At 69.3% G+C, this 16,767-nt stretch carries 10 protein-coding genes; 1 reads left to right on the top strand and 9 read right to left on the bottom strand.

All coding sequences use genetic code 11. The features are described from left to right. Positions 1 to 77 precede the first annotated feature (77 nt). Together N415_RS13855 and N415_RS13850 are read right to left on the bottom strand one after the other, a co-directional pair. Positions 78 to 3,326 (bottom strand): arabinosyltransferase domain-containing protein, encoded by a 3,249-nt coding sequence (locus N415_RS13855; RefSeq protein ID WP_068182452.1) that lies wholly within the window; start codon positions 3,324 to 3,326, stop codon positions 78 to 80. Further along, entirely contained in the window at positions 3,323 to 6,598 is a 3,276-nt protein-coding gene (locus tag N415_RS13850; RefSeq protein ID WP_068182449.1) for an arabinosyltransferase domain-containing protein, read from the bottom strand. Before N415_RS13850 ends, N415_RS13855 begins: the two co-directional genes overlap by 4 nt. 141 nt (positions 6,599 to 6,739) lie before the next feature. Between N415_RS13850 and N415_RS13845 the strand changes: the two genes are divergently transcribed. After that, positions 6,740 to 7,879 (top strand): BTAD domain-containing putative transcriptional regulator, encoded by a 1,140-nt coding sequence (locus N415_RS13845; protein WP_068182446.1) that lies wholly within the window; start codon positions 6,740 to 6,742, stop codon positions 7,877 to 7,879. Positions 7,880 to 7,886: 7 nt separating this feature from the next. Here the strand turns inward: N415_RS13845 and N415_RS13840 are convergent, their stop codons facing one another. From N415_RS13840 to N415_RS13810, 7 genes are read right to left on the bottom strand one after another with little or no spacing between them, the layout of a single operon-like run. Next, entirely contained in the window at positions 7,887 to 8,510 is a 624-nt protein-coding gene (locus N415_RS13840) for a maleylpyruvate isomerase family mycothiol-dependent enzyme (protein WP_068182441.1), read from the bottom strand. Next, positions 8,507 to 8,989, bottom strand: coding sequence for an SRPBCC family protein (locus N415_RS13835; RefSeq protein ID WP_068182438.1), 483 nt, complete (start codon positions 8,987 to 8,989; stop codon positions 8,507 to 8,509). The genes N415_RS13840 and N415_RS13835 overlap by 4 nt, the downstream gene beginning before the upstream one ends. Next, positions 8,986 to 9,318 carry a metalloregulator ArsR/SmtB family transcription factor gene (locus N415_RS13830; RefSeq protein WP_068182435.1) on the bottom strand — a complete coding sequence of 111 codons (333 nt, stop codon included), beginning with the start codon at positions 9,316 to 9,318 and terminating at the stop codon, positions 8,986 to 8,988. The genes N415_RS13835 and N415_RS13830 overlap by 4 nt, the downstream gene beginning before the upstream one ends. A gap of 51 nt (positions 9,319 to 9,369) precedes the next feature. Further along, a complete protein-coding gene (locus tag N415_RS13825; RefSeq protein WP_068182432.1) occupies positions 9,370 to 12,636 on the bottom strand; it encodes an arabinosyltransferase domain-containing protein in 3,267 nt (1,088 codons plus the stop codon). Beyond that, the gene (locus N415_RS13820) at positions 12,636 to 14,582 is read right to left on the bottom strand and encodes a galactan 5-O-arabinofuranosyltransferase (RefSeq protein ID WP_068182429.1); all 1,947 of its coding nucleotides are present in this window, start codon (positions 14,580 to 14,582) and stop codon (positions 12,636 to 12,638) included. The genes N415_RS13825 and N415_RS13820 overlap by 1 nt, the downstream gene beginning before the upstream one ends. A gap of 2 nt (positions 14,583 to 14,584) precedes the next feature. After that, a complete protein-coding gene (locus N415_RS13815) occupies positions 14,585 to 15,367 on the bottom strand; it encodes a decaprenylphospho-beta-D-erythro-pentofuranosid-2-ulose 2-reductase (protein ID WP_068182428.1) in 783 nt (260 codons plus the stop codon). 11 nt (positions 15,368 to 15,378) lie between these two features. Then, a complete protein-coding gene (locus N415_RS13810; RefSeq protein ID WP_068182426.1) occupies positions 15,379 to 16,743 on the bottom strand; it encodes an FAD-binding oxidoreductase in 1,365 nt (454 codons plus the stop codon). Positions 16,744 to 16,767 lie beyond the last annotated feature (24 nt).

The following is a 16,767-nucleotide window of genomic DNA, read 5'->3' as shown; positions in this document are numbered from 1 at the left end:
ATTACTCGAACGTAAATTCCGGGCCGCGTTATTTGACTAATGGCAAATTAATGGCGGGTGAGCGTAAAACCGTTTAATTACGGCTTGATTCGGATCGGTCCCGGCGACCACAACCCGCTGCGGGTCGCGGTGCCCAGGTCCAGTTGCGCGGGATGCGCGTCGGCGATGGTGTCGAACTTGCGCAGCGAGCCCCAGTCGCGGCCCCAGTCCCGGGACAGGTAGGTGGACATCACGTGGGCCCGCAACAGCAGGTCCGTGATGCCCAGCAGGCCGCCGTTCACGCCGTCCTCCCAGGTGTCGGTGTCCTGCTTTTTGGCGTTGTAGTCCGGCGTGATGCGGAACTTCGGGATCTCAGTGACGCCGTAAGCGTGCAGCATCGGATGCTGGCACGGGAACGCCAGGCCCACCGCCCAGTCCATCAGCACCGGCTGCGACGAGCCGACATACTCCTGCAGCGAGCGCAGCTCCGGCACCCGCGGCGGGGTGATCGCGATCCAGTCGTCCGGCGTCAGCGAGAGGTCCTCGGCGACCACCCGGACCGCGACCGCGTCCGCGGCCATCTTGTCCCGGGCGAAGCGTAGGTTGCGCCACGCCTTGGGCTGCTCGCCGTTCAGGTCGTAGGGCACCAGCCGCCCGGACGGCACGATCTCACCGCCGGGCCCGGGCCGGCCGTATTCGAGCACCACGGTCTGCCCGCTGGTGTGCCCGTGCAACACGCTGTTGCCGGCGATGGTCCCGGCGGCGGTCACCACCAGCAGGGGATGCCCGTCGTCGGGCTTGGGCAGCTGATACCACGCCGAGGTCAGCCTGCTCTGCTGCTGGGCGCCGGTGGTGTAGCTGCCGGCCAGCGGAACCTGGTCGGGGTTGAGGCCGTACGGCAGGGGAACCAGGGACCCGTTGATGCCCGGCGCCTTCAGCTTGGTCGGCGCGCGCCAGTCGTAGGCATACCAGTCGTAATCGGTGCCGGGCTGGGGCACCGACGTCTCCTGAACCGCCTCGGCCACGGTGTGGTCGGGCACGCCGTTGGGGGTGAACCCCGTTGGGTTGACGCCGCCGAGCGGGCCGAGCGGGCCGTAATCGCCCGGGAGCGGGGCCATGAAGCCGGCGTTGCTGTCCGGCTCGACGAGCACGTCGTCGGCCAGCGCGCAGCCGCCGGCGAATTCGCGCAAGTTGTCCCAGCCGTTGGAGTAGGTGGGGTACTGACGCACGATCCCGGCAACCATCGAGGCGATGAACACCAGCACCATGAACCCGGCCGCGATCGGCACCGGCGCGGCCGTCACCGCCCGCGCCAGGCGGCCCTCGCCGTGTTCGCGCGACGCGAAATGCAGCCAGAAAGCCCAGATCGCCGTGATTGCGAACAGGACGAAAAAGACGGTGCTGACGCTGATTCCGGCGAACCTCGGCATGACGTTGTTGAACGGGACGCCGTAACTGGAGACGTACCACCAGCCGTTGGTGGTGGCGAAGCACAGCGCCAGCAGGAACAGCACCGCGGCCGTGAACGCCATCCGGTTGCGCGACCAGCGCAGCACCTTCGGCGAAACCAGCACCGTGGTCAGCGCGGCCACCGCCGCGCCCACCGCGGCGAACAGCCCGAAGTGGTGCACCCACTTGGTGGGCGTGAACATCAGGAAGAACATGGTGGCGAAGATGACGCCCATCAGCCGCCACGCCGGGCCGCGGGCCACACCCGGGATTCGCTTGCGCCGCAACATGATGAACACGGCGGTGAACAGGCACAGCGCGCTGATCAGGAAACCGAACCGGCGCGACAGCGAGCCGTCGACGGTCGGCAGGATCAGGTAGTAGTAGCGCAGGTTCTCGGTGTACCAGGCCTGGCTGGGCCCGATCGCCGTGCGAATCCTGGTGGCCTCCAACACCGTTGACAGCGTCTGGTCGGCGAACACCACGGTGAGGATGACCGTGCCGGCCGCCAGCATCGGGGCCACCAGCGGCCAGGTGCCGACCAGGCGATGACGCTTCACCAGAATCCGCAGGATCGGCCGGCCACCGGCGACCAGGGCGGCCACCGCGATCAGGCCGGTGGGCTGCACGCCGAGCGTGAACGCCGCGGTGATGACCGCCAACGCCGCCGGTGTCAGCCGCGAGGCGCACATCGAGCGCTCGATCAGCACGTAGGTGATCAGCGAACCCAGCGCGATGATCGGCTCGGGACGCAGGCCGTTGTTGAACGGCATCCACCCGGTCAGCAGGACCATGCCGGCCGCCCAGTTGGCCGCGGTGCTCGACGTCACCGCCGGGCCCAGCCGCGGCAGCACCTCACGCGAGAGCAGCAGCCAGCACACCAGCCCGGCGACCAGGTCGGGCAGCCGCATCCACAGGCTGGCGTCGCTCACGTGGGTCATCAGCGCCAGCAGGTTGTAGTACCAGCCGAACGGGTCCTCGGGGCTGCCGAACCAGCGGAAGTAGTTGGACATGTAGCCGGCGTGGTCGGCGACCCGGGCCATGCCGAGGATGTAGCCGTCGTCGGAGGAATTGGCGCCGATCAGATGCCATAGCAGGAAGACGAAGATCACCGTGGCGTCGACGAGGGTGAACTTGCGCCAGCGTGTCGGGATCAACCGGTGCATGCGGCGGCCGTCGAGCTGGTCGAGGCGCCACAGCGCGACCAGCGCGACGATCGTGGACACGATCGCCAGCACCATCGCGGCCAGCTTCAAAGTCGTTGGCGTGGTGGAGAACCGGGTGTCGATGGTCGCCGAGAACCGCAGGCCCGGCGGCGCCGGACCGGTCAGATCCGTGAACACCCCGACGATCTGCGGGCGCAGGTTGGGATCGGGGAAACCACCGCGCACCGGCTTGCCCGCCGGATCGGTCAACCCGACGAAGGTGGCGAACGTGCCGGCGAGCGTCGACGTGATCTCAATGCGCTGGCACTGCGGCGACGCCGCCTGATCCCGGGGCACGCTGGCAATGACCACATTGCGGTCGGTCACGTCGACGCGCTGGCTGCTGACGACGACGAACAGCGCGTTGAGCGCGGCGTCCTTACCCTTCTTGGGCGCGGTGCTCAGCACCACCCCGGCCTCGGGCGGCAAGCTACGCACCACCGAGCACGGCACCGTCACCGACACGTCGACCGGCGTCAGTGAAATCAGCGGCGCCGTAACGTTATTCAACTGGCCGTTTTGCGGCCAGTTGAGCATCGCGGTGGTCTGCACGACGGGCAGCAGCGGCGTGGCGACCGACAGCACGAAACCGATCAGGCCCGCGATCGTCGCGACCCAGCGCGTCACCCGCACGTCCCGAACCGCGTCCGACGCCGCGGCGGCCACCGGGCGCTCGCGGTCGGTGACGCTCATGGCAGCGCCCTGACGGGTCCCGGGCGGCTCCAGCCGCCAACGGTGGTCACGCCCTGGTCGACGACGGCTACCGGCGCCTGATCGGCCGGCACCAGCGCGTGATACTGCTCGACCGATCCCCAGTCGCGATACCAGTCGCCGCGCAGGTAGGTCGAGATCGTCGAGGTGCGCAGCATCGCCTGGGTGATCAAGAACGGGCCGCCCGTCTCGCTGGCCTCCCAGCCGTTGGACGACGACGCCGTCTGTTTGTGATCGGGCAGGATGCGGTACTTCGGAAGTTCGGCCACGCCAAGGTGTTCGGAGAACGGCCGCTGGCAGGGGAAGTTGGCGGCGGTCGCGATGTCCATCAGCACCGGGTCCTGCGACCCGATCAGCTGCTGCAGCGTCTGCAGCACCGGCACGCGCGGCGGCGTGAACGAGAACCACTGCTCGGAACTCAGATTGGGGTCGTAGGCGACGATGCGTGCCACGTTAGCCTCCGGCGGAGCCCAGGCCAGCGGGAACCTCAGGTTGCGCCACGCCGGCTCCGGACCGATGTCGATCGGCTGCACCTCGCCGAGCGGCTGGGTGCTGCCGTCGGGGCGACTCACGCCCCATTGCAGTTTGAGCGATTGGCCGTAGGTGAAGGTGCCGTCCTCCTTGTACGACCAGATGGCGCCCGCGGCCGACACCACCACCAGCGGCCGGTCCGGCGTACGCGGCGGCAGTTGGTACCAGGACGACGTGGCGGTGGCAGCCAGCGAGTTCTCGCCGTAGCTGCCCATCACCGGGGTGCGGGCGGGATCCAGGCCGAACGGCAGCGCCGCGTGTGACCCGTTGATTCCGGCCGGGCCCTTCCCGCCGGCGGTGCCGGCGGAGTCACTCATGGCGGCGTTGGGCTTATTCGGCGAGGCGTCGGAATTCACCACCCCCGGCTTGGTGACCACGGGGTTCGACCGCAAGTCCTCGCCCACCCCCTCGGGTTTGAAGCCGACCGGGTTCAGGCCGCCGAGCGGTCCGTCCGGCCCGAACGTCTGCCCCGGAACCGGTTGCAGCAGACCGGCGTTGGGATCGGGCTCGGCCAACACGTCGTCGGCCATGGCGCAGCTGGTCTTCGACAGGCCCGAGGTGATCGCGGCGAGGTTGGCCTTGCCGGTGGTGTAGAGCGGGTAGCGGACCACCGCCCCTTTGGCCAGCGAGCCGACCTCGCCCAGCACCATGATCGTGGCCACCACCAGCAGCGGCGTGGAGGCCAGCACGCGGTTGCGCCGGCTGTCCTTGACCTCGGTGTGCCCGGCGTAGTCCATCCGGAAGTGCTGCCAGGCGCCCAGCAGCCCGGTCAGGATCGACAGCGTCAGGAACATCGACGTCACCGGGTGGCTGGCGATGACGGGCTGGATGTCCCACCACGGCACCCCGTAGTTGCCGACGTAGAACCAGCCGTTGACCCCGGATGTCGCGACCGCCAGCACGAACAGCAGCGCCGTCACGTACAGCGTCAGGTTGCGGCGGTTGTGCAGCCCGATGCGGGCGAACGCGAACGCGGTGAGCGCACCCAGCGGGGCGGCCAGCCCGGCGAACGCGCCGAACTGCACGGCCCACTTCGTCGGCGTGAACGTCAGCAGCAGCAGGCCCGCCGCCGTGGTGCCGATCAACCGCCACGCCGGTCCGCTGGCCACACCCTGGACCCGGCCGCGGCGCAGCAGCACCACCAGCATGACGAACAGGCAGAGCAGCAGAACCAGCACGGCGAAGCGCCGCGCCATCGACCCGTCGGGGTTGGACTCCACGGTGAGGAAGTAGTAGCGCAGCCAGTCCTGGTACCAGGCGATCGTCGGGCCGACCTTGTACTTGATCCGCGCCGACTCGGCGACCGTGGCCAGCGTCTGGCTGCGGAACACCACGACGGTGATCAGCGACAAGGACGCCGCCAACACCATCAGCGGGGCCAGCAGCCCGTCGGTCGCCCGGCGGCGCCGGATGGTCTGGGCGATGGCCCGGGCCCCGGTCAGCAGCGCGGCGACGGCGATCAGCCCCTGCGGAGCCAGCGTCGCGGTCAGCATCGCGACGATGATCGCGACCGCCGCCGGAGCCAGCCGGCCCAGCGCGATGGCGCGTTCCACCAGCACCCAGGTCACGATCACGCCCAGCGCGATGATCGGCTCCGGCCGCAGGCCGTTGTTGAACGGCAGCCAGGCGGCCAGGAAGACCGCACCGGCGGTCAATACCGCCACCCGGTTGCCCGCCAGGCCGCCGCGGCCGGGCCCCAGCCGCCGCAGCACCCAGTGTCCGATGATCAGCCAGCAGGCGATCCCGGCCAGGGTGGCCGGGAGCCGCATCCACACACCGGCCGTGCTGACCGCGGCCAGCTTGGCCAGCACCGCGAGATACCAGTCGAACGGCGCGTCCGTCGTCCCGAAGTAGCGGTAGTAGTCGACGACGTACCCGGCCTGCGGGGCGACCCGGGCGATGGTCAGGTTGTAGCCGTCGTCCGACGACGTCGCACCGATGACGTGCCACACCAGCAGTGTTCCGATCACGCCGACATCGGCGAGCCAGGTCGCGGCCCCGACGCGGGCCCAATGGAACCGCGGGCGAAACCGGGATTGCCGGCCGCGCCGATCCAGCACCGCCATGGCGACGATGGCGGTCAGGACCGCCAGGGTCCCCACGGCCATCACGAGCATCTTGAGCGTCGTGGGTGCCGTGATGAACCGGGTGTCGACGTCGACGCGGGCCGACAATCCCGGTTGCGGCTGCACCTTTAGGTCGGTGAAGATGCCGCCGACCTGAGGCTTCTTCTCCGACGGCAGGGTCCCCGACGCGCCGGGGATGCCGACGAAATCGGCTCCGGCCGCGCCCGCGTCGGCCCACATGTGCAGGACGCTGCAGGCGCCGGCGGCGACGGCCGCGCGCTTGGCCACCGCGGCCACGGTGTCGCGGAACGCGACGACGACGATGTCCTTGTCGGCGCGGACGAACAGCCCGTTCTTGCCGGTGTCCACGCCACCGACCGGCAGCGTCGAGACGACCAATCCGCCGCTGGGCGGCAGCGTGGCGATCGCCGCACACGGGATCGAGATGTCCAGCGCCCGCGGCGCCCCGGACACCAGCGGGGCGGTGATCTGCGTGACGTGCCCGTCGGCCACGCCCTGGGGCCACAGCACCGTCGCCGTCGTCTGCCTCACCGGAAGCAACGGGACGACGAGGCACAGCAGCAGACCCGCGAGACCCGCGACCACGGCGATCAGCCGCGGGACGCGCAGCGATCGCTCATTCCGGTCGGGGGGCACGAGGCTCGATCGTAAGGGACGCCGCTTAGTGCCCTTCGGACGCAGGGCCGCCTTGACGGCGCGCTAATTTGCCGCGCCCGGGCTGCGAAATAGACTCTCGTTTCAAGAACGGCCCCGATAACCCAGGAGGCTGGCAGCGCGATGACGAACACAGGTCTCGGGTTTGGCGTCTTGGGACCGTTGCTGATGACCAGCCACGGGGTGCGGGTGCCGGTGGGGGCGCCCAAGCAACGGGCAGTCCTCGCCATGCTGCTGATCAACCGCAACCGGCCGGTTTCCGTCGATTCCTTGATCAACGCGGTGTGGGACGAGGATCCGGTGCCGGCCGCGCGCACCAGCATCCAGGCCCACATCTCGAACCTGCGCCGGTTGCTGCGCGACGCCGGGGCCGACCCGTACCAGGTGCTGGCGAGCGCCCCGCCGGGATACCAGCTCAGCGTCGCCGACGCCGACTGCGACCTGGGGCGCTTCATGGCCGCGAAGCTCGCGGGAAACCAGGCCGCCGCGGCGGGGCGCTTCGAGGACGCCAGCCGGCAGTTCTCGCTGGCGCTGGGCGAATGGCGCGGGCCGGTGCTCGACGACCTGCGCGACTACGCCTTCGTCGACGCCTTCGCCACCGCGCTGATGGAAGAAAACGTGGCCACCCACACCGCCCGCGCGGAGGCCGAGATCGCCTGCGGACGCGCCGGCGAGGTCATCGGAGAGCTGGAGGCGCTCACCGCCGAGCATCCCTACCGCGAACCGCTGTGGGCGCAGCTGATCACCGCCTACTACGTCACGGAGCGCCAGTCCGACGCGCTCGGCGCCTACCGTCGGCTGAAGACGGCCCTGGCCGAGGGGCTCGGCATCGACCCCGGCCGCACCGTGAGCGCGCTGCACGAGCGGATCCTGCGGCAGGAGCCGTTGGGTTTGCGGCGGGCCGACCTGACCACCCACAAGCGCGGCGCCTACCGGCAGGAGCCCACGACCGCCAGCATCCAGCTCGCGGAATCCGCCGTTGCCCGGCTGATCGACCACACCGGGCGGCCTCACCCGCTGACCGGAGCGACCACCAGGATCGGGCGCTTCACCGACAACGACGTCGTCCTCGACGACACCGACGTCAGCCGCCACCACGCCGTGATCACCGACATCGGAACGGGTTTCATGATGACCGACCTGCGGTCCACCAACGGGGTGGAGGTGCAGGGCCAGCGCATCCGCGGCAGCGCCCCCCTGGCCAACGGCGACCGCATCCGCATCGGCGGCCACGAGTTCACCTTCGAAATCGGCCCGGCCTGACGGTCGGCTACCGGCGCAGCCGACGCGCCAGCGTGTCGCAGCCGGGACCCGCGAGGTCGGCGAGCGCCGCGGGGCGCCCGGTCATCGCCATGAGCAGCGCCTCCCCGGGGCCGCTGACTTCGGGTCCGTTGCCGTGTGTCCAGTCGACGTCGGTGGCGCGCAGCCGCAGCCCCCGGATCCGGCGTCCCGCCCCGAGGCGGGGGTTACCGGGTACCAGGCCGAGGACCCGTTGCAGCCGGTCGGCGGGGACGGTGCGGGGCCGGCCGAGTGAGCGGCGGATGTCCTGGTGGTGGACCGTGCCGTCGACGAGCGCGATCATTCCGCCGAAACCGGCTGTCAGGCCGCGGGGTTCGAGGTGGCCGCGGAGGAATTCGAGCAGCTGCTCCGGACTCAGCCCGGAGAACTCGTCGACGCCGACCTGGTTGGCCCGCACGACCCAGCCCTTGGCGAACCGCTTCAGCAGCCCGGCGGCGCCCAGTTCTTCGTAGCTGATCACATGCGCGACAACGTCTTTCACGGTCCATTTCGTGCACAGGCTGGGCGCCTCCCAGTCCTGTGGAGCCAGGGTGGACAGGAAGTCGGCGAGGTCGGCGCGCTCGGCGTGCGCCATGGTCATCAGGGTGGTCGTCATCGATGCGCCTCGACGCTGAGCAGGCGGCCGTAGCGGTCCAGGTACAGCGGCCAGCCGGCGTCGCCGTCAACACCGTCGGCGACGGACTCCCAGCCCGGACCGTGCCGGTCGATGTGGCGGTGTTCGAGCTCGACGCGCGTGCGGTCGTCGGACTCGGCGGTGAATCGGACCTCGACCTCGCTGGTCTTGGCCGGATCGGACTCCACCTGCCAGGTCGGGCCGATGTCCCAGCTGAACATCACCCGATGCGGCGGCTCGTAGGCCAGGATGCGCGCCCACCGGCAGACGCTGCCGTCGACGCCGCGGTCGAAGATGTGGCCGCCCACAACGGGTTCGAACACGGTCTCGGCGATTGGGAAGGCGAGCAGGTTGTGCTCGCGCGGCTTGAAGTCGCCGAACCGTTCGGTGAAGACGGCGAACGCGCGCTCGATCGGCGCGTTGACGACGACGTGGTGGGCGACGTTCGGCATTCGGGTCATGACGGTTCCCCCTCGCTTTCATCGATTGTTTTCGCGTAGGCGGCCAGCGCCTGGGACCAGAACCGGTCGAGCTCGGCGCGCAGCGCCTCGAGACCGGTCGGGTCGAGGTGGTAGACGCGACGCGTTCCGGCGGCGCGGTCGCGAACCAGGCCCGCGGACTTGAGCACCTTCAGGTGCTGCGAAACAGCGGGCCGGCTGACGGGTAGGTCCCGGGCCAACTCACCGACCGCCGCCGGCCCGTGGGCAAGGCGTTCCACGATGGAGCGCCGCGTTCCATCGGCTAGCGCCAGCCAGGCGTCACCGTCGCGGGTGGCTCGGTAAGTGGCCACGAACCGTAAGTCTAGGCTTACCGATGGGGCGCCGGCAAGGCGCGGGTATCGCTAGGTGCGGCGCAGCGGCGCCGGGTTCCACAGGCCGCTGCGCGTCGCGATTCCGAGCTGCAGCTGGGCGGGCTGGGCGTCGGGATAGAAGGGCGTCAACCGTTGCAGCGAGCCCCAGTCGCGCGACCAGTCGTCCTTCAGATAGGTCGCCATCGTGGTCGCCTTCACCAGCAATTCGGTGACGCCCAGCGGGCCGCCGCCGTTGTTGTCCATCACCGGTGAGTTGGCCTCGGCGCCGAAGCGGTCCGGCAGGATGCGCCACTTCGGCGTCTCGTCGACGCCGTTTTGGTGGCCGAACGGGCGCTGACACGGAAACGCCAGTCCGACAAGCCAATCCAGGAACACCGGGTCTTTGGACCCGACGACGTCCTGCAGCGTGCGCAGCTGCGGAATCCGCGGGGGCGTCAGCGCGATCCAGTGCTGCGGCGCCAGGTCTTCGTCGTCGGCGACCAGGCGGATCTGGGTGGCGGCGCCCGGGATGGCCGACAGCGGCAGCCGCAGGTTGCGCCAGGCGGGGGAGGCGCCGACGTCCGACAACTGGAACGAGCCACCGGGGTGCCCGCCGGCCGCTTCGTCGTCGGTGGCCCACTGCACCTGGACCTCGCGGGGGTCGAAGCGGCCCGCCGCGCTGACCACCAGCAGCGGTCGCGCCTTGTCGCGGGCGGGCAGCCGGTACCAGCCCGAGCGCAGGTGGGCCGGAACCTGGATGCCCGCGCGCCAGCTGCCGAGGACCGGGGTGCGGGCCGGGTCGAGGTTATAGGGCAGCTGGGCGACCGAACCGTTGATCCCGGGTGCCGGGTTGGTGCCGCCCTCGGTGCCGGGCTCGGCGCCGGTGGTCGACCTGTCCTCGTTGATGAAGCTGCGGTCACCGGGACGTTCCATCACCGGGTCGGCGCGCACGTCGGCGGGAATGCCGTTGGGGGTGAAGGCCTCCGAGAGGCCCGCGCCCAGCGCGTCGGCGGCCGGGCCGGTAACCGGCGTCAGCATGCCGGCGTTGGGGTCCGGCTCGACGAGCACATCCTCGGCCAGCCCGCAGGACTTCCCGGTCAGCGCCTCGAGGTTGGAGCGACCGACCGACCACGCCGGGTACTGGTCGGTCATCGCCAGCGTCAGCGATGCGACCTCGAACACCACCAGGATCCACGCCGCAATTGCCAAGGGGGACTGGACGATTCCGGCCACCCGTGCGCCGTAGCGGGTCCTGGGTGGCCCGTTATCCGGGTTGACGAAGTGGAACCACGAGGCCAGGAGCAGCACCAACAGCGTCAGCCCGAGTAGGGCCGTGGCGAAGGCGTAGTGCCACGCGGGGAACGAATTCGACCACGGCACACCGAAGTTCGACACGTACCACCAGCCGTTGACGCTGGCGAACGACAGTGCCAGCAGGAACACCACGACGGCGGCGTATACGGTGCGGTTGCGCCGGGACCGCATGGCGACGGAGGTCACGGCGACCGCGGCCAGCGCGCCCAGCGGCCCGGCCAGCCCGGCGAACACCCCGAAGTGGTGGGTCCATTTGGTGGGGGTGAACATCATCGCGACGAACGAGATGATGGTGATCCCGACGATGCGGCGGCTCGGCCCGGCGGCCGTGCCGGGAATCCGGCCCTTGCGCAACGACATTGCGACCGTGATCGCCAGCGCCAACACCAGAGCCAGCACGGCGAACCGGCGGGCGACCGACCCGTCGGGGCTGGCCATGAACAGCCGCTCGTAGCGGAGGTGTTCGTCGAACCAGCTCAGGCTGGGTCCGAGCGCGCGCTTGAGCGCGGTCGCCTGCATTTCGCCGGCCAGAGTCTGGTCACGGAAGATCAGGATCACGGTGACGGTGGCCGCGGCCAGCAGGGGCGCCACCAGCGGCAGCACCCCGAACTGTCTGGATCGCCGGTGGATGATGGTGCGCAGCGGACCGATCGCGACCAGCAGCGCACCGATCGAGGCGATGCCGGTCGGACCGGAGAACAAGGTCAACGCGCCGATGATGCACGCGATCGCCACCGGCAGCAGCCGGTTGGTGGCCACCGCCCGTTCCACCGAGCACCAGGTGAGCAGGATGCCCAAGGCGATGATCGGTTCGGGGCGAAGCCCGTTGTCCAACGGCAACCAGGTTGCCAGGAACAGCCCCGCGGCCGTCCACGCCGCCGCGCGGTTGGTCTTCACGGCGTGGCCCAGGCGGGGCATGACCTCGCGGCTGATCGCCCACCAGCACGTCAGCGCCATCGCCAGGGTGGGCAACCGCATCCAGATGCTGGTGGTGCTGACATGGGCCCACACCGCCAGCAGGTCGTAGTACCAGCCGAACGGGGCCTCGGGCGTGCCCAACCAGCGGTAGTAGTTGGCCATGTAGCCGGCGTGCTCGGACACCCGCGCCATGGTCAGGATGTAGCCGTCGTCGGAGGTGTTGGCGCCGACGAAATGCCACCACGTCAGCACCGCGATGACCAGCGCGTCCAGGCCGCCGATCGACCACCATCGGGCCGGCAGGAAGCGTCGGTGCCGGGTGCCGTCGGCGGTGTCCAGGACATGCAGCGCCACCAGGGCGGCGGCGGTCAGCACCACCCCGAGGATCATCGCCGCCATCTTCAGCTGGGTGGGGCTGCTGCTGTAGCGGGTGTCGATGGTGGCCGAGAAGCTCAGGCCCGGCGGCGCCGGCCCGGTGAGGTCGGTGAACACGCCGACGATCTGTGGCCGGAAGTCGTAACCGCTTTTCTCACCGCGCAGCGGCGCGCCGGGATGCTCGGTGTTGGGCCCCTGGGTCAGGCCGACGAACTCGGCGGTGACGCGGTCGGCGTGTGCGGTGAACGTCAGCCGCTGGCAGGCGGGGCTGAGCACCTGATTCAACGGGGCTGTGACCACCGCGACGTTGCGCACCACCAGCACCAGATAGTCGTTGGCGCGCTGGATCAGCAGCCCGCGGTCGACGGCCTTGGGCGCCTGTTTGGGCACGGTCGACAGCAGCACCGTCTTGCCGGCGTTCTGCGGGCCGGCCAGCCCGGCGGCGGCCTGACACGGCACGCTGACGTTCAAATCGGTTGCCACGTAACCGATCAGCGGCGCGTCGACGCTCTCGAACGTGCCGTTCTGCGGCCAGTTCAGTTGGGCGGTGGTCTGGTTGACCGGCAGCACCGGGGTGGCGATCGCCAGCAGGGCGCCCAGCAGACCGGCGACGGTAGCAACGAGCCGGGCGATCCGGTGGTTACCTCCCGCATCGTCCACGGGGGTTGATGGTAGTTGTGCGGCCAAGTCAGCCGTGGTTTCGGTGGGCATCAGCTGTTGCCCGCCGGCTTGCGGACGGCCAGCACGAAGGGCCCAACGGTGTCGACGGCGAAACGCGGATCGGCGAACAGGGCCGCCGGCAAGTCCACGGTGTAGCGGCGCACGTTGGGCTGGTTCGGGTACACGTCCTGGGCCAACCGCAACGTGTAGTTGCTGTTCGCGCCGCGGCGCATGAGAAACACGGTCGGCGGCGGCCACGGCGACGTGTCCAGCGCGTGGATGAACTCGTCGGGGGTCTTGAGCTTGGACCACTTCTCGATCTGGGTGGCCCGCAGGTCGAACTGCGCCAGCGGATTGGCGTAATGCGACGTCAGCCCCTGGAACCCCCAGTAGGGGTAATAGGACAGGAAGCTGTAGTCGGCGGTCATCACCACGATCTGGTCGCGCGGCTTGCCGGTCACCTTGAGGATGGCGGCGTCGATGGCCGGGTAGAACTTCTCGGAGCTCGGCGGGCGGCGGTCGCCGCGCTGGCCGTAGCCGTCGGTGTCCGTGTAGGCGATGGTCAGGTCCGGCCGCAGCACGTCGGGGATGTCCTGGCTGAAGGCGATCGCGGCGGCCAGGCCGAGGGCGCCCGCGACCGGGGCGATCGCGCGACTGCGTGGGGCAAGCGCGTTGACGGCCTCCACGAAGCCGAACGCCCCGGCCGCGACCAGCAGCACGGTCAGCGTGGGCTGCAGCCGGAACGACAGCAGCGTGGTGCGGGCCAGCGTGGTCAGCATCGACAGCAGCGACCACAGGTAGACGGCCAGCACGCCGATGGCCAGCGCGCCCGCCCGCACCGACGACCGCGCACGCACCACCAGCCACAGGGCGCCCAGCAGGCAGACCGCGCCAAGCAGCGAGAACTGCAGCATCGGGAAGGTCAGCACGGCGCCGTCGGCCGGCAGATAGTGGAAGGCGCTGCCGCTGTTGCTGACCGGGCTGCTCGCCACGCGCACCAGGAAAGGTAGCCAGGTGATGCTGGCGATGGCCGCCGCGATGGCGGCGATCACGGCCAGCCGGCGCAGCGGGTCGAGCGCGGCGCCGAAGCCGCCCCGCCGCCAGCGCGCGCCGGCCAGCAGCATCGCCATGAGGAACACCGTGAACGCGCTGAACCCGAACAGCAGCGTGTACCAGGTGGCCGCCCAGCCGAGGAACAGCCCGGCGCCGACGACCGCGGCCCAGCCCTGCGCCGTCGGTGCGCTGCCGGGCGTGCGGCTAGCTTCACGCTCGGGCTCGAGTGTGCGGCCAGCCGCACGCTCGCCGGCGCGCAAGCCCGACCACGTCAACACGAGGACGGGCGGCAACAGCACCGTGATCATCGCGGCGTAGGGCTCCGGCGAGCCGTAGGCCAGCGTCACCGCGGCGGTGGCGGTGGTGACGATCAGCGCGTACTCGAAGCGGATCATCCGCCACCACAGCACCAGTGCGACCGCGACCGCGATGGTGATCGAGGTGATGGCCCACGGCTTGTACATTTCCCAGGCCGGCGTCCCGGTGAGCGCCGCGACGCGGCCGCCGATCCAGAACCAGCCCGGCGGATAGAACGTCGGCAGCCCGACGTAGGTCATGTCGTGCAGGGCCGGGCTGTCAGCGAGCCGCGTGAGGTATTCGGTGCGGAACTGCTGGTCCACCGAGATGCCGAACAGATACAGCTTGGTGGCACCCAGGGGCATGCCCAGTGTTACGACCGTGAAGGCGGAGACGAACACCAGCCCGCCCACCTGTGCGAACCGTCGGTTTCGCGGACGCGTGGAACGCCGCCACAGCCAGCCGACGGCGACCAGGCCGGCCAGGCAGCCGACCTGCCCGACGGTGGTCAGCGCGTGCAGCTGGTTCGACGACGGATAGGCCGGCCATTGCACGCCGGCGATCGCGATCAGCGACGGCACCGCCACGGCGACGGCGACAGCCACCGCGGCGGCCATCTGGCCGAGGCTGGCCAGCGCGTTGCGCATCGTCAGATTGGCAGCTTGCGGAAGATCCTCCGCGGGACGTGTCGCAACACCATCATCACGTAACGGAATGCTGCTGGTGCCCAAACCAATTCCTTACCTTGTGCCGCCGCGGTCACCGCGAGGTTGGCGACGTACTCCTTGTCGACGGTGAGCGGGGCCTCCTTGGCGCCAGTCGCCTTCCAGTGCGCGATCGTCGTTGACGTGCGAACCTGCCCGGGCCTGATCACCAGAACCCGAACGCCGAACTCGCGCAGTGCTTCCCCGAGGCCCAGGTAGAAGCCATCGAGGCCGGCCTTGGTGGAGCCGTACACGAAGTTGGACCGCCGCACCCGCTCACCTGCCGCGCTGCTCATTGCAATGATCTGGCCGAAGCCCTGGGCACGCATCTTCTGGCCCAACAGCACACCGACGGAAACGGCTGCGGTGTAGTTGATCTCGGCGGCCAGCACCGCCTTGCGCTGGTTCTGCCACAACTCTTCGGCATCCCCTAGTACGCCGAATGCGACGATTGCGACGTCCACATCGCCTTCGGCGAAGGCCCGGTCGATTACCGTGGGATGGGTGTCGCTTTTGGTGCCGTCGAAGTCGATCCATTCGACAGACTTGGCGCCGGCCGCCGTCATCGCCGCGACGGCGTCAGCCTTGCGCGGATGGTCGGGTAAGTCCGCCAACACGATTCGCGCGTGTGCGTTCTGCAGGTAGCGTTCGCAGATGGCGAGCCCGATCTCGGAGGTGCCACCGAGCAGCAGGATGGTCTGCGGATTTCCCACGGCATCTAGAACCATTGGCGCACCATCTACAGCAACTCCAAGCGTCGGGCCATGTCGGAGGCGAACACCCGCAGGGGATCGACCTTGCGGCGCAAAGCGATCCACTCGTCGATGCGCGGATACATCGCGTGGAAGGTTTCGGCGGTGGTGCGCGAATCCTTGGCCGTATAGACGCGGCCGCCGAATTCCAGCACTCTACGGTCGAGTTCGTTGAGGAACTCGTTGAGCCCTGGCTTGATGGGAAAGTCGACGCACACGTTCCAGCCGGGAATGGGGAAGCTCAGCGGGGCCTGATTGCCCGGTCCGAACAGCTTGAACACATTGAGAAATGAATAGTGCCCGGACTTCTGGATGTCCCGGATGATGCGCTTGAACTCCTCCACGGCGGTGGTGGGCACGACGAATTGGTACTGAGTGAAGCCAGCAGGACCGTACGCCCGGTTCCATTCGCCGAACATGTCCAGAGGGTGGTAGAACTGCGTCAGGTTCTGCACCTTGCCGCGGTAGCTCCCGGACTTGCGGTACCACAACTCGCCGATCGGCCCGAACGTGTATTTGTTGGCCAATCCGTTCGGGAATGCGTCGGGAAACGTAAGCAGTTGCGGCGCATCGAATTTCAGCGGATTGCGCCGGAGCTTTGGCGGCAACTGGTCGAGCTTGGCCAGCGAGCCGCGCGAAATCGCCGCGCGGCCGAGTTTCGGCGGCGCGCTGATCGAGTCGAACCAGGCGCTGGAATAGGTGTAGTCGGCCTCGCTGCCGTCGCTGTGAAATGCGATGGTTTCGTCCAGGCTGGCGGTGACGTCGCCGTCGGCGATGAAATAAGCGGTCTCCGTCGGCGTCATCTCGATGGTGGCCCGCAGGATGATCCCGGTTAGACCGTTGCCTCCGACCGTGGCCCAGAACAGCTCGGAGTCCTCACCGGTTCCAGTGAGGTGGCGGACCTGGCCGTCGGCGGTCAGCAGGTCCAGGCTGCGCACGTGGTTGCCGAAGCTGCCCGCGCTGTGATGGTTCTTGCCGTGGATGTCGCAGGCGATCGCGCCGCCGATGGTGACCTGCCGGGTGCCGGGCAGCACCGGCACCCACAGGCCGAACGGCAGCGCGGCCTTCATCAACTGGTCGAGGTTGACCCCGGCGTCGAGGTCGGCCAGCTTGGTGTCGGCGCTGATCGAGTGAATGGTGTTCAGCTCGGTCATGTCGATCACCAGGCCGCCGCCATTTTGCGCGTTGTCGCCGTAGGAACGGCCCAGCCCGCGGGCGATCACGCCGCGCCCGCCGGCGTCGGCCGTGTTGGCCACGGCTTTCGCGATCTCCTCCGGGTCCGGCGTGGAAAGCACCGTCGCCAAAGAGGGCGCGGTACGCCCCCAGCCCGCGAGCCGCTTGGTGGTGAACATCGTCAAAGAGGGTACCGCCTGGTT

The sequence above is a fragment of the Mycobacterium sp. UM_CSW genome (genome assembly GCF_000455205.1).
Classification (GTDB): domain Bacteria; phylum Actinomycetota; class Actinomycetes; order Mycobacteriales; family Mycobacteriaceae; genus Mycobacterium.
This window is presented reverse-complemented; position numbering and strand designations above follow the sequence as displayed.

What these genes read in the sequence shown, in the direction of transcription:
- N415_RS13845 (WP_068182446.1), top strand. Translation starts at nt 6,740, where the DNA reads ATGACGAACACAGGTCTCGGGTTTGGCGTCTTGGGACCGTTGCTGATG.
- N415_RS13855 (WP_068182452.1), bottom strand. Translation starts at nt 3,326, where the DNA reads ATGAGCGTCACCGACCGCGAGCGCCCGGTGGCCGCCGCGGCGTCGGAC.
- N415_RS13815 (WP_068182428.1), bottom strand. Translation starts at nt 15,367, where the DNA reads ATGGTTCTAGATGCCGTGGGAAATCCGCAGACCATCCTGCTGCTCGGT.
- N415_RS13825 (WP_068182432.1), bottom strand. Translation starts at nt 12,636, where the DNA reads ATGCCCACCGAAACCACGGCTGACTTGGCCGCACAACTACCATCAACC.
- N415_RS13835 (WP_068182438.1), bottom strand. Translation starts at nt 8,989, where the DNA reads ATGACCCGAATGCCGAACGTCGCCCACCACGTCGTCGTCAACGCGCCG.
- N415_RS13810 (WP_068182426.1), bottom strand. Translation starts at nt 16,743, where the DNA reads ATGTTCACCACCAAGCGGCTCGCGGGCTGGGGGCGTACCGCGCCCTCT.
- N415_RS13840 (WP_068182441.1), bottom strand. Translation starts at nt 8,510, where the DNA reads ATGACGACCACCCTGATGACCATGGCGCACGCCGAGCGCGCCGACCTC.
- N415_RS13820 (WP_068182429.1), bottom strand. Translation starts at nt 14,582, where the DNA reads ATGCGCAACGCGCTGGCCAGCCTCGGCCAGATGGCCGCCGCGGTGGCT.